Here is a 22,779-nt window from a genome sequence, read left to right as displayed (position 1 = left end):
AGAGCGTCCGACCGGGTCCGCGTCACGCGACTTATACCGGTCCCCGCCCAATCACGGACGGTTACGAACACATGCCGGCCACCGTCCTCCACCGCCCGACGCACCGCGACGCACTCGTCCTCTTGGAGGAGGCGTTCGGCGACGGTCGCATGGTGACGCTGTTCGGACGCTGTACGGTCGAGTACGACGGCCGCGCCACCTCCAGTCTCGGCCCGGGCGACCGCCTCGTCGTCTGCAAACCGGACGGGACCATCCTCGTCCACACCGACGAGAAGCGAAAGCCCGTCAACTGGCAACCGCCGGGGTGTACGCACCGCGCGAGCGTCCGCGACGGCCGTCTCCGCGTGAGAAGCGAGCGGACGACGCCGGCGGAACGTCTCGACGTGCGGTTCGAGCGAATCGACCAACTGTCCGCCTACGAGGTGACCGACCGCAGTGACCTCGAACTCCTCGGGAGCGAAGAGGACCTCAGACGGCGCATCCTCGACGACCCCGGACTCGTCGAAGACGGGTTCGTTCCGCAGGCGACGGAGCGAGAGACGACGGCGGGGCCGGTGGACATCTTCGGCGAGGACGCGGCGGGCCGACCGGTCGTCGTGGAGTTGAAACGGCGGCGCGTCGGCCCCTCGGCGGCCAGTCAACTCCAGCGCTACGTGGAAGCGGTGGACGCCGAGTTCCCCGACGAGGGGGTTCGCGGAATCCTCGTCGCCCCGTCCGTGACCGACCGAACGGAGGCGTTGCTGGACGAGAAGGGACTGTCGTTCGTCGCCGTCGAACCGGTGGCGGGTGACGAGCGTTCGGACAGCGGCGACGGGGGAGGAGACGAGAACGGTGGGCACGAGGAAGACGGAAACGAGGAAAACTGAGTCGACGGCGACGCCGAAGTTCAGCGTCGCTCGGCGAGTCGGACGAAGTTCTCGAACGTCCGTTCCGGAGTCACGCCGCCGAAGTCGCGGTGAGCGGGGTCCTCGGGCCAGCCGAAGTCCTCCTCTATGGCCGGGAACAGAGACGCCGTGAACTCGGGGTGGTACTGCACGGTCCAAAGCGGTGCGTCGCGGTGTCTGCTGGCGAGGTTGGGGTAGTAGTCCGCCGAGGCGATGGCTTCCATGCCGTCGCCGAGTTCGGTCACGAAGTCGCCGTGGACGAGTGGGACGCGGGTTCCGACGCCGTCGAACAGGGGGTCGTCGGCGAACCGGACCGGTTCGATTCCGGCGCGGAGGCCGCGGTGTTCCACCGCGCCGCCGAGGGCGTCGTTGACGAGTTGGTGGCCGAAGCAGACGCCGAGCGTCGGAATCTCTTCGCGGACGAGTTCGGAGACGAGTTCGCGCAAGTCGTTCATCCACGGGTAGTCGTCCGTCTCGTAGACGCCCGCCGTGCTCCCCGAGACGACGACGGCGTCCGCCGTCGAGAGCGCGTCGGGTCGGCCGCCGTGGTCGGCGTACTCGTCGACGCGGACGGTCGCACCGGCGGCTTCGAGGTGGCGACGAATCTCGGGGACGAAGTACCGCGTCTCCGGGTCCACCTCGTTCTCCAAGACGAGTATCATACGCGTGTATCCGCGTCGGGCGACGAGAACCCTCCGGTCTGCGCGGCGCGAAGCGAGAGCAGACGGGTCAGGGGAACACGGAGACGCCCCAGACGAACGGAATCCAGAGCGTCACCGCGAGAACGAGGAGGACGATACCGACGACGTTCAACACGACGCCGACGCGCGCCATCTGCGGAACGGTGACGTAGCCGGTCCCGAAGACGACGGCGTTGGGCGGGGTAGCGACCGGGAGCATGAACGCGAGCGAGGCCGACACGGCGACGACGACGCCCAGAACGAACGGCGAGACGCCGAGTGCTATCCCCGACCCGAGCGCGAGCGGAACGAACAACGACGCCGTTGCGCTGTTGGAGGTGACCTCGGTGAGAAAGACGACGGCGGTGGCGACGGCGAGCAAGACGAAGATGGTCGGAAGCCCTGAGAGACCGCCGAACGTCGAGCCGAACCACGCGTCGAGTTGCGTCGTCCGGAAAGCGTCCGCGATGGCGAATCCCCCGCCGAAGACGAGCAGCACTTCCCAGGGGAGTCGGGCGGTGTCCTCCCACGAGAGGAGTCGGCCACCGTCGACACCGTTCGGAACGAGAAACAGGAGCGTCGCACTCGTGACGGCGATGGCACCGTCCGTAAGACCGGGGACGAACGGGTCGAGAAGGAACGGGCGAGTGAGCCACCCCGCGACGACGAGCGCGAAGACGGCGAGGACGCGGCGCTCGGGCACCGACAACGAACCGAGTGCAGTCCGCTCCACCGAGAACGAGTGCGTGGCCGTCTGCCCGCGCACGTCGAACGAGGCGACCAGTACGGCCCACGTGAGGGGGAGAAACACGGCCGCGAACGGGACCCCGAACAGCATCCAACGGACGAAATCGAGTCGAACGCCGAGCGAGCGCTCGACGACGGCCGCGAGAATCGCGTTCGGCGGCGTTCCGATGAGCGTGGCGATGCCGCCGATAGAGGCCGCGTACGCGATTCCGAGGACGAGCGCGGTCCCGAAGCGGGTGTGTGCGGGTGAGGACGGCGGGAGTGAGTCCTGCGGCGAGACGAAGAGAGCGGGAGTTCGGTCCAGAGCCGCGTCGTTTCGCGGGTCTTCGTCGGGGTCACCGACGACGGAGAGTGCGATGGGAACCATCACCATCGCCGTCGCCGTGTTCGACACCCACATCGACAGCGCCGCCGTGGTGAGCATGAATCCGCCGAGCAGGTGGCGGGGGTCGTCGCCGACGGCGGTGACGACGGTGACGGCGATACGACGATGGAGTCCCCACCGTTCGATGGCGAGTGCGACGAGGAAGCCGCCGAGAAAGAGAAACGTGACCGGGTCAGTGTACGCGGCGGCCGTCGTCGCCGCCGCCGTGACGCCCGAGACGGGAAAGAGGACCACGGGAAGCAGTGCGGTGACCGCGACGGGGGCCGTCTCAGTCAGCCACCAGACGGCGACCCAGACGGTACACGCCAGCGCCGCCGCACCGGCCGGGTCGAGCCCCGGCGGGGGAGCGAGACGGACCGTGACGTACCCGAGGGGTCCGAGGACGAGGCCGGCCGTCCGCCGAGTGAATCGTGCCACTGTCTCGTGGTACGAACGTCCGTCGATTGATAGTTTCGACGCGCGGGCGTGGCGCGTGAGAACGCGGCACGCGGCACCGCAGGCGGGTGATGCTTCGAAGCGCTTTTACGCCGCATGAACGTTCTTCTGCACAAGTAACCATGGCAGATAAACCCGCCTCGATGTACCGCGAAATCGACAAGCCGTCGTACACCCGACGCGAGTACATCACCGGAATTCCCGGTTCGAAGATCGCACAGCACAACATGGGCAACCTCCAGACGGGTCCCGAGGACTACCCGGTCCAGATCAGCCTCCGTCTCGAAGAGGAGTGCCAGATTCGACACGGTTCGCTGGAGTCCGCACGCCTGTCGGCCAACCGCGTGATGCTCAAGCAGGTCGGTCAGCCGAACTACAAGATGGTCCTCCGTAAGTTCCCCCACCAGGTCCTGCGCGAGAACAAGCAGGCGACCGGTGCGGGTGCGGACCGTGTCTCCGACGGAATGCGCCAGTCGTTCGGTAAGGTCGTCGGCACCGCCGCCCGTATCCAGAATGGCGAGCGCGTGTTCACCATCTACTGCAGCGTCGAGGACGCGCCCATCGCGAAGGACGCACTGCGCCGCGCCTACAACAAGATGTCGCCGCCGTGCCGCATCGACGTCGAGAAGGGCGAAGAACTGCTCGTCTCGTAACTGAGCGAGGGACGCTTCGGGCGCGGGTCACCTCGCCGCGACCCGGCGATTTTTACGCTATCGCCGCTTCTCCGTAGCCGATGCTGCGACTGGCGGTCACCACGTCGAGCGAGACGTTCGAGCGGATGCGGGACCCACTCGGCGAACGTGGCGTCGCGGTCGAACACCTCCCGGCGAAGTCGCGCGCGATTCGACTCACCGAGTCGCGAGGCGACTTCGACGTGGGGTTCGTCTACCCGACGCGGCTGATGGAGGGCGGGGCGATAGACGCCCGCGACCCGATTCCGTGGGTGAACGACCGCGAGGCGGTGCTCACGTCGCGGAACAAAGGCGGCGTAATCGCGTCGCTCTCGCGGGCGGGGCTTCCCGTTCCCGAGACGCGGATGCTGTCGAACCCGGTGGACGAGAGCGTCGTCGCCGACGCCGTCTCCGACCTGTCGTTTCCACTCGTCGTGAAGCCGAACTCGGCGACGCGCGGCGTCGGCGTCGCGAAGGTGTCCGACGTCGACTCGCTTCTCGGCGTCGTCGACTACCTGAACCTCGTCCACGACTTCCGGTCGACGGGCGACAAGTCCTACCTGATACAGGAGTACGTGCCCGACGCCCGCGACTACCGCGTGATGGTCGTCGACGGCAGGGTGGTCGGCGGCGTCGAACGCCGTCTCCCGAACGCGCTCGGCGAAGACCGCTGGAAGCACAACGTCCACCGCGGGGCGGAGGCGAGAGCGGTGACCGTCTCGGAGGCGCATCGGGAGTTGGCGTTAGACGTGGCGGAGACGCTCGGAATCGACTATCTCGGCGTCGACGTGCTCGTCACCGAAGACCGGACGCTCGTCTCGGAGACGAACGCGCGGCCGACGATAGACCACGAGAAGTACGACGGCGACTTCTGGGACAGACTCGCGGCGCTGATACGGCGAACCGCCGAACAGAACGAGTAGGACGGCGCGGAGACGGCGTCGAGTTACTCCACGTCGATGGCCGCAGAGTCTTCGGTTTTCTGGAACGTGACCTGCAGGACGCCGTTCTTGAACGACGCCTTCGCGGAGTGCTCGTCGACGCGAACGGGGAGTGTGACTCGTTCGTCGTACTCTCGTCTGTCGCCCGCGGCGCTGACGGTGAGCGTCTCGCCGTCGCACTTGAGGTCTATCGCGTCTTTCTCCACACCCGGAAGGTCCGCGACGAGTCGGATGGCCTCTCCCTCATCGTACACGTCGATGTGGGTTTCGGAGGCGAACCCGGTGGCGTCACCACCGGTCATCTCGCTCATCATCCGTTCGATTTCGTCGAAGATGTTGTCGAACGGGTCGTCGCGTTCATCTCTCATACACCCGCCTTTGGTTGGTTCCGGTCAAAAGCCTTCTCCCCCGGTGGGTTTCGAGAGCGGTCGGAACGCCCGTCTCGGGCGGTGTCGCGGCGCGAACTCGGCGTGCCTGATACTGTGTGACTGTGCTCGTCTCTGCCCGCATCTGGCACTCGGTCGCACGAAATCGTCAATCATCGTTCACACAGAAGCGACAGTACAGCTCTCTTACCCCACGGATATCGCCGTTCACTGACTTTGGCCGGAGACACGTGGATTCAAGTATCTTGGCCGACGATACTCGGATATGAGTGAAAAATCGTACCTCGCTGCGGGCGCAGCCGTCGACGACGACGACGTGGTGCGCGTCGGATTGAACGGGTTCGGACGAATCGGACGGAACGTGTTCCGTGCGGTCATGGAGAACCCGAAGGTCGAACTCGTCGGTATCAACGACGTGATGGACTTCGAGGACATGGAGTACCTCGCGAAGTACGACTCCGTGATGGGCCGTGCCGACGAGGTGTCGCTCGAGGGCGAAGAACTCGTCGCGGGCGATACCTCCGTCTCGCTGTTCAACATCCAGAGTCCCGCCGAACTCCCGTGGGACGAACTCGACGTGGACGTGGCGCTCGAGTGTACGGGCATCTTCCGCACGAAGCAGGACGCGTCCGCGCACCTCGAAGCGGGTGCCGACAAAGTGCTCATCTCCGCGCCGCCGAAAGGAGACGAAGAGGTCAAACAGATCGTTTACGGCGTCAATCACGACGAGTACGACGGCGAGGACGTCGTCTCGAACGCCTCGTGTACGACGAACTCCGTCACGCCCGTCGCGAAGGTGCTGGACGAGGAGTTCGGCATCGACTCCGGTCTCCTGACGACGGTGCACGCCTACACCGGGTCGCAGAACCTCATCGACGGCCCGAAGGCGAAGAAGCGCCGCGGCCGCGCCGCCGCCGAGAACATCGTCCCCACCTCGACGGGTGCCGCGCAGGCCGCCACCGAGATTCTCCCCCAGTTGGAGGGCAAACTCGACGGAATGGCGATTCGCGTCCCCGTTCCGAACGGTTCCATCACCGAACTCGTCGTCTCGCTCGACGAGACGCCGTCGGTCGACGAGATAAACGACGCCTTCCGCGACGCCGCCGACTCCGGCCCCCTCGCGGGCGTCCTCGGCTACACGGACGACGAAGTCGTCTCCCAAGACATCCTCGGTCTGCCGTTCTCCTCGACAGTCGACCTCAAGTCCACGAACCAGGTCAACGACGGCGGTCTGTACAAGATTCTGACGTGGTACGACAACGAGTACGGCTTCTCGAACCGGATGCTCGACGTGGCGCACTTCATCACCTACGACTGAGCGCCCGGGTCGACCGCACCCACTCCACGCACCACTAAGTGACCGCTCTTCGTTTCCTCATCTGATACCCACATGTCCACGTTCAAGACGCTCGACGACCTCGAACCCGGCCAACTCGTCCTCGTCCGCCTCGACCTGAACTCGCCCGTCGAAGACGGGACAGTGCAGGACAACCGCCGCTTCGAACGCCACGCGGAGACCGTCCGCGAACTCGCCGAACGCGGTGACCGCGTCGTCCTGATGGCCCACCAGGGCCGTCCCGGCGGCGACGACTTCGTGTCTCTGGAACAGCACGCAGACATCCTCGCAGAACACGTCGGCCGCGACGTTGGATTCGTCGCAGACACCTACGGCGAAGACGCCGCGGAGGCCATCCAGTCGCTCGGAGAGGGCGAGATACTCCTCTTGGAGAACACCCGGATGTGCGACGAGGAGTTGCCCGAGGAGTCGCCCGAAGACAAGGCCGACACCGAGTTCGTCGGGACGCTCGCACCCCTGTTCGACGCGTACGTCAACGACGCCTACTCGGCGGCGCACCGCTCGCACGCGTCGCTCGTCGGCTTCCCCCTCGAACTCCCCGCCTACGCCGGGCGCGTGATGGAGACGGAGTACGAGGCGAACTCCTCGATAGCGACCAGAGAGTTCGACGGACAGGTGACGATGGTCGTCGGCGGGACGAAGGCGACGGACGTCATCGACGTGATGAACAACCTCGGCGAGAAAGTCGACCAGTTCCTCTTGGGCGGCATCGCGGGCGAACTGTTCCTCCGCGCCGCCGGCCACGACGTGGGCTACGACGTGGGCGAGATGGACCTGTTCGACGACCAGTGGGAGGCGAACCACGAGACCATCGAGTCGCTCATCGAAGAACGCGGCGACCAGATAACACTCGCCGTCGACTTGGCGTACGAAGACGCTGACGACGAACGCGCCGAAATCCGAGTGGAAGACATCGACGAGAAGGACCGAGGCTACCTCGACATCGGGTCCGACACCGTCTCTGAGTACGACCCCGTGATTCGCGACTCCGAGGCCGTCTTCGTGAAAGGTGCGCTCGGCCTGTTCGAGGACGAACGCTTCTCGAAGGGCACCGTCGGCGTCCTGAAAGCCATCGCCGAGACGGACTGCTTCTCCGTCGTCGGCGGCGGCGACACCTCCCGCGCCATCGAGATGTACGGGATGGACGAGGACGACTTCGGCCACGTCTCCATCGCCGGCGGCGCGTACATCCGCGCGCTGACGGGCGCGTCGCTGGTCGGCGTGGAAGTGCTTCAGCGGAACTGACTGCGGTCGATTTCGCTCGGTTCACGGCCCGCTATCGCGCCACGCTTTTTTGACCCGCCGTCGAACGCGCCAGCATGCGAATCGGCATCTGTTCTGACACGCACGACAACCTCGAATTGGCCCGCGACGCGGTGGAGACGTTCGAGGAGGCGGGAGTTGAGACGGTGCTTCATTGCGGCGACGTGGTGTCGCCGTTCACGGCGAACGTCTTCGACGCCGAGTTCGACTTCCACGCCGTCCGCGGCAACAACGACGGCGAGTGGAACCTCTCGACCGTCATCGAGTCGTTCGGTACGTACCACGGCGAGTGCGCGGCGTTGGAGTTCGACGGTCACTCGGTCGCCGTCTACCACGGGACGAGCGAGACGCTGGTCGACGCACTGGTAGACTCGGGCGAGTACGACTACGTCTTCCGCGGGCACACGCACCAGCGAACGTACGAGGAACGGGGCGACACCGTCCACGTCAACCCCGGCGGACTGCCGATACCGGGCGCGGACGACACGTACCACGTCGCACTGTTCGACACCGAGGAAGGCGACGTAGCGTTCTACGAGGTGTGAAGAGGCAGCGAAAACGGGCGTCGTCGGGGGGTCAGTCGTCCGCGAGTTCCGTCTCGGGGACCGTCTCGGACCGGTCCTCGTGGCTAAAACCCGACGGGTCACCCGTGATACCGACGCCGAGGTACTCGTCGGTCGTCGCCATGCTGTCCGCCTGACTGGCGGACTCCGTCATCGCGCGGATGGCGTCGACGTTCTCCGGAATCACGTCGGACTCTTGGTGGATGGCCTGGAACAGGTAGAGGTCGCGACCCTCGGTGGCGATGGACTCGCCCCACACGCAGTTCTCCCAGAGGTCGCCGCGCGGGCGGCCCGCGTCGAGGGCGAAGTCCTTCAGTTTCCCCGCGCCGTCGATGCCCATCCCCTCGGGGATGACGTAGACGCGCGACTCCTTCTCTAACAGTTGGCGGACGTGCGCGCCGGTCACGTCGTCTTCGAGCGTGACGTTGAGGCTGTGAACGTGCATCAGCGTCGCGGGCACCTTCATCCCGAGCGTGTCGATGGCGAGGTCGGGGAAGATGGTCTTCACGTCGGGGCCGTGGTGACTGGGGACCTTGATGGGGTTCGGCAGGATGTCGTTGATGGGGCCGCGGGAGTTCTGTCCGGGGTCGCCGCCGCGGCGGACGAGCGTCGCCCGTACCTTCTCCACGCCGTACTCCTCGCGCAGGGGGGCGATGATGCGCGAGAGACCGGTCGTGTTACAGGAGACGGCCCGGACGTAGTCCGCGCCGAGGGCGGCGTCGTAGTTCGAGCGAGCGTTGAAACTCACGTCGGCCACGTCGGCGTCCTCGCCGCCCTGGAAGATGGCCGGCGTGTCGTGGGACTCGTACAGTTCCTTGTTCTTCGCGCCGATGCCGGAGGGCGTGCAGTCGACGACGACGTCCGCGTCGGCGACCAACTCGTCGACGGCGCCTGCGACGTCGATACCCGCCTCCGCGAAGAGCGGCATCCGCTCTGGAATCGCGGCGTACATCTGGTATCCGCGCTGGACGGCGGTGTGCGCCTCGAAGTTCGGTTGCGTCTTGGCCACTCCGACGACTTCCATGTCCGGTTGTGCGTCCACGGCGTCGGCGACGCGTTTTCCAATCGTCCCGTAGCCGTTGACACCCACTCGTATCATCGGTGAGTTGTCGAAGGCCGGAGACAATAGTTATTTCGGAGATTTTTTGTTAGAAATTAACTCCGCGGCGAGTAACGCGGCGGATTCTCACGAAGGCGAGTTACTAATCTGTGGTTCCTCACGTCTCCGAGACCGCCCGTCCGAAGCGGGATGGGAACGACTAACCAGCCGGGAGACCGACGTCGAGACATGACCGAGAGCGAGTTACGCGCCGCCGCGGAGACGGCCGTCGTACAGTGTATGGACCTCGGGGCCGACGAGTCCTGCGTCGTCGTCACCGACGACAAACGTCGCAGTATCGGCGAAGCGCTCTACGACGTCGCCTCGGACGTCACCGCGGACGCGACGCTCCTTCGCTACCCGCCCGGAAGCCAACACGGCGAGGAACCGCCCGCACCCGTCGCCGCCGCGATGGCCGAGGCGGACGTGTTCCTCGCGCCCACCTCCAAGAGCCTCAGTCACACCCGCGCCCGCGGTGACGCCTGCGAGGCGGGCGCGCGCGGCGCGACGCTCCCCGGCATCACGGAAGACGTGTTTCTCACCGGCCTCGACGCCGACTACGACGCCATCTCGCGGCACTGTCTCGACGTGCTGAAACAGGTCACGGAGGCCGAGGAGATTCGCGTGACGACGCCCGCGGGGACGGACATCACCTTCGAACCGGGCGACAGAGACTGGTTGGCCGACACCGGCATCGTCCACGAGGCGGGCGGCTTCTCGAACCTTCCCGCGGGCGAGGTGTTCGTCTCGCCGGAGAACGCGAACGGCACGTACGTCGTCGACGGGACGATGATGCCGCACGGTCTGTTAGAAGAGGGTCAACGGCTCAGATTCGAGGTCGAAGACGGGTTCGTGACCCACATCTCCGACGACGACGTGCGCGAACAGGTCGAAGCGGGCGCGGCGGACGTCGGCCGCGATGCATACAACCTGGCCGAACTCGGAATCGGGACGAACGTCGGCGTCGACGAGTTGGTGGGGTCGGTTCTCTTAGACGAGAAAGCCGCGGGGACGGTCCACATCGCCATCGGCGACGACGCGGGCATCGGCGGCGACACGGACGCGCCGCTCCACTTAGACGGCATCATTCGAGAGCCGACCGTGTACGCGGATGGAGAGGAAGTGGAACTTCCGGAGTAGGACCCCAGACGACCAGTTACGTCCTCGCCTCGTTCAGCGCCGTCGGGAGGAGGACCCCGACGCCGACGAGGATACCCCACAGCACCCACGCGTCGTCGGTGTACTGTTGGGCGAACAACCAGAGGACGGTGGCGAGGAGGACGAACGCGGCGGTGGTTTTCGTGTGGCGAGAGACCATACGTCTCCGTCCTCCGGCATAAATATCAAACCCCTGTCTGCTTTGGCGACGGCGAGTCACGCGGTCACACGGAGCCGGTGGAAGCACGGATATTTACGGCGTGACGGGGTAGAAGCCCGCATGAGCAACACGCAAGACCGCATCGCGGTCGCCTGTCCCTCCTGTTCGCCCGGGGAAGAGACGGTCCACGAGGTGCTGAAATCGGGCGGTCACGCGACGGTTCGCTGCACGGAGTGCAGTCACGTCCACAAGGTCCGCATCGAAGAGGAGACGGAAGTCGAGAAGAAAGTCGTCGTCTCGCAGGACGGCGACTCGTTCACGACGATGGTCGACGCGCCGCCGAAAGAGACCATCGCCGTCGGCGAGGAGTTCATCGTCGACACGCCGGAGGCCATCATGCTCGTCCGAATCACGGGTATCGAAGTCGGACCCGAGCAGCGTGCCGAGGAGTCCACGATAGCGGAGGCGCGAACCATCTGGACGCGCGCCGTCGACAACGTCTCCGTCCGCGTCACGGTCAACCCGAAAGAGGGGACGGGCTACCGCGAGAACACCCGGAGCTTCAAAGTGAACGTCCCCGGCGACTACGAGTTCGTCGTCGGCGAGACGGAGTCGTTCGGCGACGAGAAGTTCCTCGTGAAGGCGCTTCACGTCCGCGACGACGCCCCGGAGTACCGCCACGGAAAACTCGACCACGACGGCGACATGGTGTACGCCAAAGACGTCAATCGACTGTACGGCACCGACAAGACCACGTCCGCGTGGTCGGCGTGGTGACTGAGGAGTCGAAAGAACGGGGAGAGCCGAGTCGCCGGTGAACGGCGGTCAGCGGGGTGCGGCGTCGTGGTATCCGTGTCGTTCGACGGCGACCGTATCGACGACCAGGTCGGCGTCGGCCGCGAGTCCGTCGCCGAGGAACGGAACCAGTGCCGCGAGGAGGGGGTTCGGTGTCACGGTCCGGTTCGCGTCGTCGTACTCGACGACACCGTGGTCTTCGAGCACCGGGAGGTGGACGTGGTGGAGTGCGATGCGGACGCGCGACTGTACCTCACCGACCGATTTCGACTCCTCGTCGGCGTCGTAGACGACGGCGGCGACGAACGCCGCCAGCGTCGAGAGCGGCGTCGGGCGGTCGGTCTGTTCGGTCGCGAGGTACCGGAGGACCGCCCGGCGGCGGTCGTCTCTGAGGATGTGGAAGGCGTCGTTACGTGGAAGGCGTGCGTATCGGTCAGTTCCGTGCATATCTCTTCGGACAGCGGACGTACGCGTATCGTTCGCCGAGTCGTGTGCGGGGGTATCTCGGGCGCCCATCGTAGCAACAGAAAACCGCTCTGCGCTCATAAATAGTGAGTCACGTTTCGGACCGTTACTGTCCGAACGGCCGTCGATTGAATCCGCCGCAGTCGTGCGATTAGGCCGCTGAAACAGTCTGAAACAGTCAGCGGCTCGGACGCGTTAGGAGGACGTTTCGACTCCCGAAACCGGGCCGACGTGACGGAGTAGGCCGACTTTTGGTCCAGGGGGACGTGGGACGAACCATGCCGACGCGAGACCGGTCGTCGCTCGACGCAGAGGAACTGTTCTTGCTGTGGGCGGCCCGGCGAAGCGGCGTCTTGGACGCCCTCCTCGACGCCGCCGGAACGCCAAGCGAAGTCGCCGCCGACGCGGGCGTCACCGAACACGCCGCGCGAGTCGTCGTCGAATCGCTCTCCGACCTCGGGTTCGTCCGCCAAGTGGGAGGCGAGTACGAGATAACCAACCGCGCGCTCGGGTTCCTCGCGAAGCGAGACGTACGCTCTATCGGCCGCCTCCCGCACACGCTCGACCTGTTCGACCTGTGGGTCGACCTCCCCGAGACGATGCGGACGGGCGAGGGGCCGGAACGCCCCGCCGACTGGACGCGGAACCGGTTGGGTGCGCACGCGGCGACGGACGACGCGCGAGTTCGCGCACGAGTCACCGCCGCCGTCCGCGAGGCGCCGGACGCAGAACGCGTCCTCGACGTCCGTGGGGCCTCCGGCGTCTACGCGACGGAGTTCGCCGCCAGAGGGTACGACGCGACGCTCCTCGACGAATCGTCGGTCGTCGACGCCGTCGAACCGATGCTCGTGCACCGAGGCGTTCGAACCGTCGCCGCCGACGCGCCCGACTTCGCGGTGGACGACGCGTTCGGACTCGTCTTCCTCGCCGACGTGACGAGCGGCTACGACGCCGCGGAGAACCGGACGCTCCTCGCGAGCGCGTTCGAAGCGCTCGAACCCGGCGGAACGCTCACAGTCGTCGACGTCGTCCGCGACGGGTCGACGACGGCGGTCAGGGGCCGAATCCGGGCGCTGGGCGTCGGCCACGGCGACGTCTACACCGAAGCGACGCTCCGGTCGTGGCTCGAATCGGCGGGGTTCGACGACGTGACCGTCTCGACGATTCCGGGCGACGACCGGTCGCTCCTCGTCGCGAAACGGCCGGAGCGTGCGGTTGATTAGTGCGGACTTCCGAGAGGGCGTATGGACCCCGCGGTACTGCGTGAGGACATGGTCGACGGCCTCGAACACGGGATGGACGTGGCCGAACCCGTCTCTCTCGCGATGCGAACCGTCCCCCGTCACGAGTTCGTCGACGACGCGCCGTACCAGAACCGTTCGAGCGACTACGAGGGTTCGACCGTTCTCGCGCCCGCAGACGTCGCGCGACTCCTCTCGGCACTCGAAGCGGACCCCGAAGACGACGTGCTCGTCGTCGGAGCCGGCGTCGGCTACACCGCCGCGCTGTTGGCCGAGATAGTCGGCGAGACGCACGTCCACGCCGTCGATATCGACCGGACGCTCGTCTACGCGGCGCGGTCGAACCTCCAGTCCGTCGGCTCTGCGGCCGTCCTCGTGGACCGGCGCGACGGCGCGGACGGCCTGCCGGAGTACGCCCCGTTCGACCGCATCCTGGTCGAGGCGGCGGCTATCGCCCCGCCGAAACGACTCGTCTCGCAACTGGACCCCGACGGGCGACTCGTCTTCCCGATGGGCGGCCCGAAGCAGACGCTCGTGAGCGTCGACGCCGACGGCGAGGTGGTCGAGAAACACGGCCCCGTCGCCTTCGAACCGCTCCTCGTGGAGGGCGAACAGCGAGGCGGCCCCACCCGGAACCGGACGATGCGCGAGGACGCCGAGTTCGACAGTCCGGACACGGGCTACTTCGCGAAGAACGGGTGGGAACAGGAGTGGATAGACTGGGACGAACGGTTGAGCGGCCGACAGCGACGCTACGACCGGTGACGCTCCGTTCCCTGTTTCCGAGAACCAGACTCTCCCGTTATACTGTCACACGGCGTACGTAGAACCGGGAGAACTCATGCAGAAAAACGTCGGTGGCTACGACCGTATCGCCCGACTCGTCGTCGGACCGCTCCTCATCGTCGCGGGTGCCGCGGCGCTCGGAGGGATGTTCACCATCGCGGCCGGGACCCTCGGTCTCGTCGTCGCGGGTGTCGCCCTCCTCGTCGGCGCCGTCTTCCTCGCGACGGGCATCACGCAGAAATGCCCGCTCAACGACGCCCTCGGTATCGACACGTTCGGAGGAGAGGCGGAGAGAGAGACCGAAACGCCCGGAAAGGACGCGGGTCGCCCGAGCTGAGCTGATTTTTTCGTGCCGGTCGAGACGCCGAGAGCCGAGTCGCGTCTTCAGCCCTTCAGTCCGCTCCCGGTGAGGGGGACGACCACGTCGTCGTCGGGCGCGAGGACGCCGCGTTCGCGGTACTCGCGGAGTGCGGCGGGGGCGACGGCGCACGTCGGTTCGGTGTAGAACCCCTTTCGGTGGAGGGCGTCCAGTTCCGACTCCACCGCGGAGGCAGAGAGGGCGATAGCGTCGCCGTCGGTGGCGTCGATGGCGGCGAGAATCTGTCCGCGTCGGGTCGGGTCGCGAATCTGGATGCCGTCGGCCACGTCGTTCCGTCCCTCGTTCTGGCCGTGCAGTTCGTCGGCAATCGGGGCGTAGCCGGCCGCCTGCGCGCCGAGCAGTGTCGGAATCTCGTCTATCCAACCCGCGTCCCGCAGGGCGCGGAACCCGCGGTACGCGCCCAAGAAGAGCGTTCCGTGTCCGAGTGGCGTCACGACGGCGTCGGGTGCGGACCACCCGCGCTGGTAGGCGAGTTCGTAGGCGAACGTGGCCGTCCCGGCGAAGAACGCGGGGTTCCACGCGTGGGAGGCGTACCAGCCTTCCCCCGCCTCGACGGCGTCGACGCAGGCGTCGGTCACGTCCTCGCGGGAGCCTTCGACACGGACGGGCGTGGCCCCGGCGCGTTCGATGGCGCGGAGTTTCGAGGCCTTGACCGAAGCGGGGACGTAGATGTCGGCGTCGATGCCCGCGCGGGCGGCGTAGGTGGCGACGGCGGCCCCCGCGTTGCCCGAGGAGTCTTCGACCACTTTCTCGACGCCGAGTTCGGCGGCGACGGAGAGCGTCGTCGTCGCGCCGCGGTCCTTGAACGACCCGGTGGGGAAGACGTACTCCAACTTGAACGAAGCGTCCCAGTCGGGCGCGTCCACGAGCGGCGTCATCCCCTCGCCGAGGGTGACGTGCGGGCCGACCGGGAGGAAGTCGGCGAACGACCAGAGGCCGCGCCGGTCGTCGAACCCGCGGGGGTCGGGGGCGTCCCGCGACGGCCGGGCGTCCGCGAGGAAGTCGAGCGGTGCGCCGCAGTCACAGCGCCACGCCCAGTCGGTCTCGTACGTCTCGCCGCACGCCGAACACCGGAGCGAGAGCGCTGAGAGCGTCATCAGAAGGTGTCGATGTTGGTGCCGACGGAACAGACGTACTCGCCGGTCGCGACCTGCGGGAGGCGGCGAGAGCGCCAGAAGATACCCGGGCCGTCCGCGGTGACGCGGGCTTTGAGACCGCCGAACACGTCGGTCACCTCGAAGACCACGTCGCCCGCCGAGACTCGTTCGCCGAGGTCTTTCTTGAAGCGGACGAGGCCACCCGCCGGGGCACCGTACTGGTCGAACCCCTTCGCGCGGGTCTGTCGTTCCGTCTCGACAGTGCCGTCGAGGAAACCGTAGTCGCGGAGGACGTTGTGGACGCCGCGAACCCCCTTTCGGATGCTCTCTTCGTCCCACCCGACACAGCCGCCGAGTTCGGGGTCGATGGTGGGGATTCCCTCGTCGGGCCCGGCGCGGGCGAGTTGCCCGTCGGGGCCTTTCTGGTCTAAGACGTAGCCACAGCCGAACGTCTTCGCGAGGCGGAGACACTCTTTGTGGAGGCGGTGGTGGCGACCACACCGAACGCGGACCTCGTCTATCATCTTCGAGGTAGAACCCTGATGCAGGTCGAGGATGAGGTCGGCGCGGCGGGCGACCCCGAACGTCGCGGCCGCGATTCGCTCCGACGACGTCCCGTTCTCGTCGCCCGGATAGGCGCGGTTCATCTTCGTGTCGTCCATCGGGTTTCGGTGCTCGGCCACCTGAAACGCGTGATAGTTGACGATGCCGACGAGCAGAATCTGTCCGGAAATCTCCGCGGCGTCGAGTTGCGGGAAGACCCGCTGAATCACGCCGACGCCGTTCAGTTCGTCGCCGTCCGAGGCCGCCTGCACGTAGAGCGTCTTGCCGTCCGACGCCCCGTTGACGACGGCGCACGGGAGACCGACGGCGGTCCCATCCCGCGTCTCACCCACCTCGAGACGGCCCGTGTCCACCTCTCCGGGGGCCGCACTCGCGCTTCCGAGGGTAATCATTACCAGAGACTGGGCAGCATCGCCCTTTATCGATTCGGTATCTTCCTCCCCCCGTTCGGAAAAACGGTAGGTATCCGGCAACAACAGTTATACTACAGGAGAGATTATAACAAGTCAAGAAGCCCTGAAATATATGGGTATCTACCGACACTATGTCCGCGGAATTGCAACCGGAGGCGTTCCGTCGCTCACTCCTTCGGCTGAAGCAGGACGGTTGTTCGATCCTCGTTAGTTGCGACGACGACCTCTGCACCGCACGGGCGAGTCGTCGGACGCTCGGTGCAGTCCCTTCGTACTCGCGGGTCATCGTCCTGACCGACGAGGCGGACCGCGACTCGCTCGGTGACCGCCTCCCGCGCGGCGTCGGCCCCGAGAGCGACGGCCTCTCGGTAGTGGACTTTCACGACATCTTCGAGCAGTCTTCAGACCCGGCGGCGAGCGTCGACGGCCTGCGAACGAGCGTCGACGACGCCATCCAGACGTTCGGCGCGTCGAACACGCTCGGGCCGGGCGAACTCCGCCTCAGTCTCGACTCCGCTGGCGGACTCGCCGACGCCGTCGGGAACGAGTTGACGGTCGACGCGACGAACGGCATCACCGACTCCGTCCTCGGAGAGAAGGGGATGGCGTACTACCACGTCGACGCCGACGACACCGAAGTGCGAGAGTCGCTCGCCTCCACCTGCGACGCCGAAGTCGAAGTGCGTGCGGACGGCGAGACCATCCACCAGCGGTGGCACCTCCCCGACCAGGGAAGTACGCGCTGGCTTCATCTGTAGACCCGGCCCGTTCCGTACGATTCACCCTCTCTCCGTACCGCGATAGACCGCTCTGACCGGGAGAAACAACTTCCGTCGGCCGAACACGTCGGTATGGTTCGGGGAGAGACCGACGAGCCGGACGCGTTGTCGACGTTCCGACAGTTCTTCGCCTTGGACGGCGACGTCCTCGTCCTCTCGGTGTCGATGTTCGCGTTCAGCCTCGGCTTCCAGATGACCGGCCGCTACATGCCGCGCTATATGAGCGTCCTCGGGGCCGGAAGCGTCGCCATCGGGCTGTACGGGAGTTTCGGGAACCTCATCAGCGCCGTCTACCCCTATCCGGGCGGTGCGCTCTCTGACCGCATCGGGTCGCGGACGGCGCTGACGCTGTTCGGTCTCGCCTCGACTCTCGGATTTCTCGTCTGGTTGTTCGCCGACGCGTTCGGCGTCGTGACGCTTCCGGGACTCGAACTGGGGGCGTTCACGCTCGACCCGGTTCTCCTTCCCGTCGGCATCTTCGTCGGACTCCTGTTCTCGCAGGCGTGGAAGTCGTTCGGTCTCGGCGCGACGTTCGCCATCGTCAAGCAGAGCGTCACGCCGGACCGACTCGCGACGGGGTTCGCCAGCACGGAGACGTTTCGACGGACCGCGTTCCTCCTCGGTCCCCTGTTCGCCGCGGGCGTCCTCGCGACGTTCGCGTTCGAGACGGGCTTTCGCGTCGTCCTCGCCGTCGCCGCCGTGTTCGCCGCCGTGGCGACGGTGGCCCAACACGTCCTCTACGACGCCTCCGCGGACAGCATCGGCAAGTCCTTCGAGGGCGTCGCCACCGTCGTCGCCGACCTGCGCGAGATGCCGCCCGCGCTGAGACCGTTGCTCGTCGGCGACACCCTCGTCCGGTTCGCCAACGGGATGGTGTACGTCTTCTTCGTCATCGTCGTCGTCGAGTTCCTCGCCGTCGGCGCGACGTTCCCCGTGGTCGGGTCGCTCTCGCCGGACGCCTTCTTCGGCGTCCTCCTGTCCGTCGAGATGGCCGTCGCCCTCGCGACGATGGTTCCCGTCGCCAAACTCGCCCGCCGCGTCGGGTTGAAGCCCGTCGTCGGCCTCGGCTTCGCCGTCTACGCCGTCTTCCCCGTCCTCCTGATAAACGCCCCCGACAGCGCTCTCGTCGTGACGATCCTGTTCGCGTTCTCCGGGCTTCGGTTCGCGGGACTCCCCGCACACAAGGCGCTCATCGTCGGTCCGGCCGAAGAGAACGCGGGCGGGCGCGCCGTCGGGTCGTACTACCTCGTTCGGAACGTCGTCACCATCCCCTCGGCCGCCGTCGGTGGCTGGTTGTACGCGACGGACCCGCGGACGGCCTTCCTCGTCGCCACCGTCGTCGGCTTCCTCGGGACGGGCTACTTCCTCCTGTTCGGTCGCGAGTTCGAGGCGTACGCCTGAACCGCGGGGACCGACGAGGCTTTGCGGTCTCGGTCGATAGAGGCGAACGTGAGCGACGAGGTTCCGGGACGACCGCCGCAGGGCGGTCTCGCCCAAGCGTTACAGGTTCCGCGAAACGCGAAACTCGGCGTCCTCGCCGGTGTCGGCTTCGCCATCGCCGTCTACGCGTTCCGCGTCCTCGAACTGTTCGGCCCGTTCGCGGGCACTCGCGAGTACCCGGTGCTCGGCCCCGAAGGCTGGTTCGCCGTCCTCGCGTTCGTCCTCGCGTCGTCGACGGCGCTCCTCGTGACCGCCGTGCTGACGCTCGTCTCGGCGTACGGACTGCTAAAAGAGACGTGAGTCGGCGCGGTGAGTCGACGCCTACGACGACTCCGCGTCGAGTTCCGTGACCGTGAGGTCCCCCCCGTCACCGACGTGGACGGAACAGCCCTCGTACTCGAAGGAGACGGACGTCCCCTCGATGGCGGCCAGCGTCGACAACGCGTCGAGGTCGACCGTCCGCGCCAACGGCGGCAGGTCTATCGGGTCTCTGTCGAGAACCGTCGCGATACGCTGGACGAGTCGGACGTCCAAGTCCTCCGGTTCGACCGCCGTCCCCGAGGAGTCCGTCGTGGTAATCGTCACTGGAGTGCCCCCCGCGTGTTCATTCCCCCGAGCGCCGGGCAGTGGTACCCGCGTCGAAATGCCACACAAGACATTGCTACAGAGATGCACGGACTAGCTGATGAGCCTCCGGTTTGATTTGTCCGGGAGTTTAAGTCAGCGAACGACCGACAGCCCTTCGACAGTTTCTTCGGCGAGTATTCCCGTCGCGCGGCGGAGGCGTTCGGAGACGGCCTGTTTCGAGACGCCGAGTTCGTCCGCGAGGTCGGAGAGCGTCGCCGAACGCGGCACCTCGAAGTAGCCCGCGCTGAGGGCCACCGACAGCGTCTCTCGCTGAATCGCCGTGAGGTTCGCTTCCGCCTCTTCCGTGCGCGACTCGTCTCGGAGGCGTCGTAATTCGAACGAGAACGAAGACGCCTCGATGTCTTCGCGGAAGGCGGCCATGTCGCCGAACTCCCGAAACCGGAAGCCGAACGTCCACTCGTTCGTCGCGACGGCCCGGGTGACGACGGTGTCCGAGAGGAGCGACCGAATCGCTCGCTCGGTGGCCGGCGACCAGCGGAGTCGATACCGCGTCCACGTGGAGGCGACGGCGAGTTCGACGAGCGAATCGACCGCGGGGTCCGCGCGGACGGACGCGGCGAACGCGTCGGTGTCGCCGGTCACCCGGACGAACGGAAACAGCGGAGAGGGCGTCGGCACGAGTCGTTCGAACTCGACGCGACCCGACCAGTCACTCGGTAGGTCCGCCAACAGGAGTTCGTGTCGGGGGAGAGAGAATTCCGCGACGAGAGTCACGTACAGGCAAAAGAAGATGGCCGAGTTAACTGTTACCGAACACGTTGGGAGACGTACTGATATCGAGAAATTCGTGTCAAACAGAATACGTCTACTCCTCGAACGTCTGCGGGTCTTCGAGTAAGTCGCCGAGTCGTTCCGCGCCCGCGCGGGTCCCTTTGGCGATGAGGACGTCGCCGGGACGGAGTGCGGTCGTCGGGCCGGGTTGGACGACCCACTCGCTCCCGTCGCCGCGCCTGACGGCGATGACGCGCATTCCGGTCTCGGTCTTGACCATCCGGTCACCGAGCGTCGCGTTCGCGAGCGAACTCGTCTGCCCGACGCGGAGGCGGACGATGACCTCGTCGGACTCCTCGACGGCCGCGGCGACGACGGGGTGGGCGTCGATGCCGCGGAGGACGCCCTCCGAGATTTCGAGTGCCGCGTCGGAGATGACCTCCGTCGCGGAGGCGATGTGGACGAGGCCGCGGAGTTGGACGGGGTCCTCGACGCGTTCGGCCGCGCGGAGCACCCACGCCTCGAACCGCGACTTCAGCGCGTCCACCTCGGCTTCGAGTTCTTCGACCTCTTCGGCCACGTCTTCGGAGTCGAACAGCACCGACCCGTACGCTAAGTCGACGGCGAGTTCGCTCATGTCCTTCATCAGGATGATGGAGTCGACGGCGCGTTCTAAGTCCTCGATGGGCGGGTCGCGCGTCTCGGGGAGTTCGTACGTCTCGCCCGTCGCCGTCTCGTAGACGCCCTGGATGCCCATCTGGGGGCCGCGCAGGAGGAGGATGTCGTCGGCTTCGATGGTCGTCTCGCGACCGGGGTTCGTTATCCACCGGCGCTTGCCCGTCGCCGACCGGCGGCGGATGGCGATGACGCGGACGCCCGTCTCCGTCTCGACGTTCACGTCCGAGAGCGTCCGCCCCGCGTACGGGGAGTCGGGCGAAAGGGTGGCGCGGACGAGCACTTCGGCCGCCTCGGGGAGCGCAGACCGGATGGCGTCGGGGAGGCCGATGTCCTCCATGACCACCTTCGCGATGTCGCCCGCGGCGTTCGATATCTTCTCCGCCGCGCCGACGACGCCGACGACGGGTGCGAGTTGTTCTGCGTCCTCGGGACTGCGCGCGGCCATGAGGAGACTCATCCGTCCCTGGAGTTTGAGCACGTCCATGCGCTCTTCGAGTTCGAGCACCTCGCGGGCGATGTCGTCGCTCCCGTTGAGGACCGCGGAGAACGACAGGTCGATGAGGAGTTCGGCCGTGTCCTTCATCTCGGCGAGCACGTCCTTGACGCTCACCGGTTCGTACTCCACGTCCTCGGGGTTCATACCCCGCGCTTGACGCCGTTCGGTGAAAAGATTTGTTAGCGACACCGTCTGTCGAGGAGAGTAGGTGTCAAGCCGATATCTCCGTGTCGGTCACTCCGACGGCGCGGCGACCCGGAAAACGGGAGCGAGCGCCCGTCTATCCGAGTTCCGTGACGTCGAATCGTCGGTGTGCGTCCCTTGGTGTGAACGATAACGCTTTTTTGAGATGGATGGGAACCTCGTAGGTATGTCAGACGACCTGAAGCGGGGCCTCGAAGGCGTTCTCGTTGCGGAGTCCGAACTGAGTTTCATCGACGGGGACGCCGGGAAGCTCGTGTATCGGGGGTACACCATCGAGGACCTCGCACGCGACGCTTCGTACGAAGAAGTCGTCTACCTCCTCTGGCACGGGGAGTTGCCGACGCAGGACGAACTGGCGGAGTTCTCCTCCGAGATGGCGACGGAGCGCGAACTCGCCGACGGGGTGCTAGCGGAGATTCGCGAACTCGCCGACGCCGACGAGGTTCCGATGGCCGCACTGCGCACCATCGTCTCCACGCTCTCGGCGTACGACGACGACGCCGACCACGAGGACGTGACGGACCTCGAGGCGAACGTCCGGAAGAGTCGCCGCATCACGGCCAAGATTCCGACGGCGCTCGCGGCGTTCAATCGCCTGCGCAACGGAAACGACGTGGTGAGTCCCCGGGAGGACCTCAGCCACGCCGAGAACTTCCTCTACATGCTCAACGACGAGGAACCGGACGAAGTGCTCGCCGACACGCTGGACATGGCACTCGTCCTCCACGCGGACCACGGCCTGAACGCCTCGACGTTCTCGGCGATGGTCACGGCGTCCACGCTGTCGGACCTCCACAGCGCCGTCACGTCGGCCGTCGGCACGCTCGCGGGGTCGCTACACGGCGGCGCGAACGCGAACGTGATGAAGATGCTCAAAGAGATAGACGAGAGCGACAAGGACCCCACGAAGTGGGTCACAGACGCCCTCGCGGAGGGCCGTCGCGTTCCCGGGTTCGGCCACCGCGTCTACAACGTCAAAGACCCCCGAGCGAAGATTCTCGGCGAGAAGTCCGAAGCGCTCGGCGAGGCCGCGGGCGACATGAAGTGGTACGACTACTCGGTCGCCATCGAGGAGTACATCGGCGAGGAGAAGGGCCTCGCGCCGAACGTCGACTTCTACTCCGCGTCGACGTACTACCAGATGGGCATCCCCGTCGACATCTACACGCCCATCTTCGCGATGTCCCGCGTCGCCGGGTGGACGGCGCACGTCATCGAACAGTACGAGGACAACCGCATCATGCGACCCCGTGCGCGCTACGTCGGCGAGGAAGACCTGACCATCACGCCGATAGACGAGCGATAGACGCGGCACTTCCTCCTTTTCTGCGCCGCGAGCGACGGCACCGCTCGC

Annotated in this window: 26 protein-coding genes; 15 read left to right on the top strand and 11 right to left on the bottom strand. The window is 66.4% G+C overall.

Annotation, left to right across the window (positions count from 1 at the left end):
• Window positions 1-71 precede the first annotated feature (71 nt).
• Window positions 72-866 carry an endonuclease NucS gene (gene nucS, locus BM282_RS03085; RefSeq protein ID WP_089876663.1) on the top strand — a complete coding sequence of 265 codons (795 nt, stop codon included), beginning with the start codon at window positions 72-74 and terminating at the stop codon, window positions 864-866.
• A 20-nt stretch (window positions 867-886) separates the two neighbouring features.
• On the opposite strand, the gene BM282_RS03080 is transcribed toward nucS, so the two are convergent.
• Entirely contained in the window at window positions 887-1,546 is a 660-nt protein-coding gene (locus tag BM282_RS03080; protein WP_089876661.1) for a type 1 glutamine amidotransferase, read from the bottom strand.
• Window positions 1,547-1,613: 67 nt separating this feature from the next.
• Window positions 1,614-3,113 (bottom strand): SLC13 family permease, encoded by a 1,500-nt coding sequence (locus BM282_RS03075; protein WP_245758276.1) that lies wholly within the window; start codon window positions 3,111-3,113, stop codon window positions 1,614-1,616.
• 140 nt (window positions 3,114-3,253) lie between these two features.
• On the opposite strand from BM282_RS03075, the gene BM282_RS03070 reads away from it, so the two are divergent.
• Both BM282_RS03070 and BM282_RS03065 read left to right on the top strand, forming a co-directional pair.
• Window positions 3,254-3,784, top strand: coding sequence for a 50S ribosomal protein L16 (locus BM282_RS03070; RefSeq protein ID WP_089876658.1), 531 nt, complete (start codon window positions 3,254-3,256; stop codon window positions 3,782-3,784).
• An 80-nt stretch (window positions 3,785-3,864) separates the two neighbouring features.
• Window positions 3,865-4,725: an ATP-grasp domain-containing protein gene (locus BM282_RS03065; RefSeq protein WP_089876656.1), complete on the top strand. Its 861-nt coding sequence runs from the start codon at window positions 3,865-3,867 to the stop codon at window positions 4,723-4,725.
• Between the two features lie 23 nt (window positions 4,726-4,748).
• Here BM282_RS03065 and BM282_RS03060 read toward each other — a convergent pair whose 3' ends face one another.
• Window positions 4,749-5,111: an Hsp20/alpha crystallin family protein gene (locus BM282_RS03060; protein ID WP_089876655.1), complete on the bottom strand. Its 363-nt coding sequence runs from the start codon at window positions 5,109-5,111 to the stop codon at window positions 4,749-4,751.
• Window positions 5,112-5,394: 283 nt separating this feature from the next.
• Here BM282_RS03060 and gap point away from each other — a divergent pair, with 283 nt between their 5' ends.
• The 3 genes from gap to BM282_RS03045 all read left to right on the top strand — a co-directional run bounded on the left by gap (window position 5,395) and on the right by BM282_RS03045 (window position 8,294).
• Window positions 5,395-6,447, top strand: coding sequence for a type I glyceraldehyde-3-phosphate dehydrogenase (gap, locus tag BM282_RS03055; RefSeq protein WP_089876653.1), 1,053 nt, complete (start codon window positions 5,395-5,397; stop codon window positions 6,445-6,447).
• Between the two features lie 72 nt (window positions 6,448-6,519).
• Window positions 6,520-7,731 carry a phosphoglycerate kinase gene (locus BM282_RS03050; RefSeq protein WP_089876651.1) on the top strand — a complete coding sequence of 404 codons (1,212 nt, stop codon included), beginning with the start codon at window positions 6,520-6,522 and terminating at the stop codon, window positions 7,729-7,731.
• A gap of 74 nt (window positions 7,732-7,805) precedes the next feature.
• A complete protein-coding gene (locus tag BM282_RS03045) occupies window positions 7,806-8,294 on the top strand; it encodes a metallophosphoesterase family protein (protein WP_089876649.1) in 489 nt (162 codons plus the stop codon).
• A gap of 31 nt (window positions 8,295-8,325) precedes the next feature.
• Here the strand turns inward: BM282_RS03045 and BM282_RS03040 are convergent, their stop codons facing one another.
• Entirely contained in the window at window positions 8,326-9,411 is a 1,086-nt protein-coding gene (locus tag BM282_RS03040) for a type II glyceraldehyde-3-phosphate dehydrogenase (protein WP_089876647.1), read from the bottom strand.
• A gap of 189 nt (window positions 9,412-9,600) precedes the next feature.
• Between BM282_RS03040 and BM282_RS03035 the strand changes: the two genes are divergently transcribed.
• Window positions 9,601-10,551: an aminopeptidase gene (locus BM282_RS03035; RefSeq protein ID WP_089876645.1), complete on the top strand. Its 951-nt coding sequence runs from the start codon at window positions 9,601-9,603 to the stop codon at window positions 10,549-10,551.
• Between the two features lie 16 nt (window positions 10,552-10,567).
• Here the strand turns inward: BM282_RS03035 and BM282_RS18385 are convergent, their stop codons facing one another.
• The gene (locus BM282_RS18385) at window positions 10,568-10,729 is read right to left on the bottom strand and encodes a hypothetical protein (protein ID WP_175501341.1); all 162 of its coding nucleotides are present in this window, start codon (window positions 10,727-10,729) and stop codon (window positions 10,568-10,570) included.
• A 120-nt stretch (window positions 10,730-10,849) separates the two neighbouring features.
• On the opposite strand from BM282_RS18385, the gene BM282_RS03030 reads away from it, so the two are divergent.
• Window positions 10,850-11,506, top strand: a complete 657-nt coding sequence (locus BM282_RS03030) for an HVO_0476 family zinc finger protein (RefSeq protein WP_089876642.1) — start codon at window positions 10,850-10,852, stop codon at window positions 11,504-11,506.
• A gap of 48 nt (window positions 11,507-11,554) precedes the next feature.
• On the opposite strand, the gene BM282_RS03025 is transcribed toward BM282_RS03030, so the two are convergent.
• Window positions 11,555-11,971 carry a DUF7344 domain-containing protein gene (locus tag BM282_RS03025; RefSeq protein WP_245758275.1) on the bottom strand — a complete coding sequence of 139 codons (417 nt, stop codon included), beginning with the start codon at window positions 11,969-11,971 and terminating at the stop codon, window positions 11,555-11,557.
• Window positions 11,972-12,267: 296 nt separating this feature from the next.
• Between BM282_RS03025 and BM282_RS03020 the strand changes: the two genes are divergently transcribed.
• The 3 genes from BM282_RS03020 (at window position 12,268) to BM282_RS03010 (ending at window position 14,353) form a co-directional block, all read left to right on the top strand.
• Window positions 12,268-13,212: a methyltransferase domain-containing protein gene (locus BM282_RS03020; protein WP_089876637.1), complete on the top strand. Its 945-nt coding sequence runs from the start codon at window positions 12,268-12,270 to the stop codon at window positions 13,210-13,212.
• Between the two features lie 21 nt (window positions 13,213-13,233).
• Window positions 13,234-13,995, top strand: coding sequence for a protein-L-isoaspartate O-methyltransferase family protein (locus BM282_RS03015; protein ID WP_089876635.1), 762 nt, complete (start codon window positions 13,234-13,236; stop codon window positions 13,993-13,995).
• Between the two features lie 76 nt (window positions 13,996-14,071).
• Window positions 14,072-14,353, top strand: coding sequence for a YgaP family membrane protein (locus BM282_RS03010; RefSeq protein WP_089876633.1), 282 nt, complete (start codon window positions 14,072-14,074; stop codon window positions 14,351-14,353).
• A 47-nt stretch (window positions 14,354-14,400) separates the two neighbouring features.
• Here the strand turns inward: BM282_RS03010 and BM282_RS03005 are convergent, their stop codons facing one another.
• Both BM282_RS03005 and BM282_RS03000 read right to left on the bottom strand, forming a co-directional pair.
• Window positions 14,401-15,492 carry a pyridoxal-phosphate dependent enzyme gene (locus BM282_RS03005; RefSeq protein ID WP_089876631.1) on the bottom strand — a complete coding sequence of 364 codons (1,092 nt, stop codon included), beginning with the start codon at window positions 15,490-15,492 and terminating at the stop codon, window positions 14,401-14,403.
• The gene (locus tag BM282_RS03000; RefSeq protein WP_089876629.1) at window positions 15,492-16,448 is read right to left on the bottom strand and encodes a succinylglutamate desuccinylase/aspartoacylase family protein; all 957 of its coding nucleotides are present in this window, start codon (window positions 16,446-16,448) and stop codon (window positions 15,492-15,494) included. The genes BM282_RS03005 and BM282_RS03000 overlap by 1 nt, the downstream gene beginning before the upstream one ends.
• A gap of 152 nt (window positions 16,449-16,600) precedes the next feature.
• Here BM282_RS03000 and BM282_RS02995 point away from each other — a divergent pair, with 152 nt between their 5' ends.
• The 3 genes from BM282_RS02995 to BM282_RS02985 all read left to right on the top strand — a co-directional run bounded on the left by BM282_RS02995 (window position 16,601) and on the right by BM282_RS02985 (window position 18,988).
• A complete protein-coding gene (locus BM282_RS02995) occupies window positions 16,601-17,227 on the top strand; it encodes a DUF7504 family protein (protein WP_089876627.1) in 627 nt (208 codons plus the stop codon).
• 93 nt (window positions 17,228-17,320) lie between these two features.
• On the top strand, window positions 17,321-18,649 hold the full coding sequence (locus BM282_RS02990; protein ID WP_089876625.1) for an MFS transporter: 1,329 nt from the start codon (window positions 17,321-17,323) through the stop codon (window positions 18,647-18,649).
• Between the two features lie 48 nt (window positions 18,650-18,697).
• A complete protein-coding gene (locus BM282_RS02985; RefSeq protein WP_089877336.1) occupies window positions 18,698-18,988 on the top strand; it encodes a DUF7536 family protein in 291 nt (96 codons plus the stop codon).
• A 21-nt stretch (window positions 18,989-19,009) separates the two neighbouring features.
• Here BM282_RS02985 and BM282_RS02980 read toward each other — a convergent pair whose 3' ends face one another.
• The 3 genes from BM282_RS02980 to BM282_RS02970 form a co-directional block, all read right to left on the bottom strand.
• A complete protein-coding gene (locus tag BM282_RS02980) occupies window positions 19,010-19,273 on the bottom strand; it encodes a HalOD1 output domain-containing protein (protein WP_089876623.1) in 264 nt (87 codons plus the stop codon).
• Between the two features lie 135 nt (window positions 19,274-19,408).
• Entirely contained in the window at window positions 19,409-20,050 is a 642-nt protein-coding gene (locus BM282_RS18740; protein WP_217642683.1) for a helix-turn-helix domain-containing protein, read from the bottom strand.
• 91 nt (window positions 20,051-20,141) lie between these two features.
• The gene (locus BM282_RS02970) at window positions 20,142-21,365 is read right to left on the bottom strand and encodes a potassium channel family protein (RefSeq protein WP_089876621.1); all 1,224 of its coding nucleotides are present in this window, start codon (window positions 21,363-21,365) and stop codon (window positions 20,142-20,144) included.
• A gap of 226 nt (window positions 21,366-21,591) precedes the next feature.
• Here BM282_RS02970 and citZ point away from each other — a divergent pair, with 226 nt between their 5' ends.
• Window positions 21,592-22,731 carry a citrate synthase gene (gene citZ, locus BM282_RS02965; RefSeq protein WP_089876619.1) on the top strand — a complete coding sequence of 380 codons (1,140 nt, stop codon included), beginning with the start codon at window positions 21,592-21,594 and terminating at the stop codon, window positions 22,729-22,731.
• The last annotated feature ends 48 nt before the right edge of the window (window positions 22,732-22,779 follow it).

Origin of the sequence: Halogeometricum limi (assembly GCF_900115785.1) — an archaeon.
GTDB classification, from domain to species: Archaea; Halobacteriota; Halobacteria; order Halobacteriales; family Haloferacaceae; genus Halogeometricum; species Halogeometricum limi.
The sequence above is the reverse complement of the archived record's forward strand: the minus strand, read 5'-3'. Positions and strand labels throughout refer to the sequence as shown.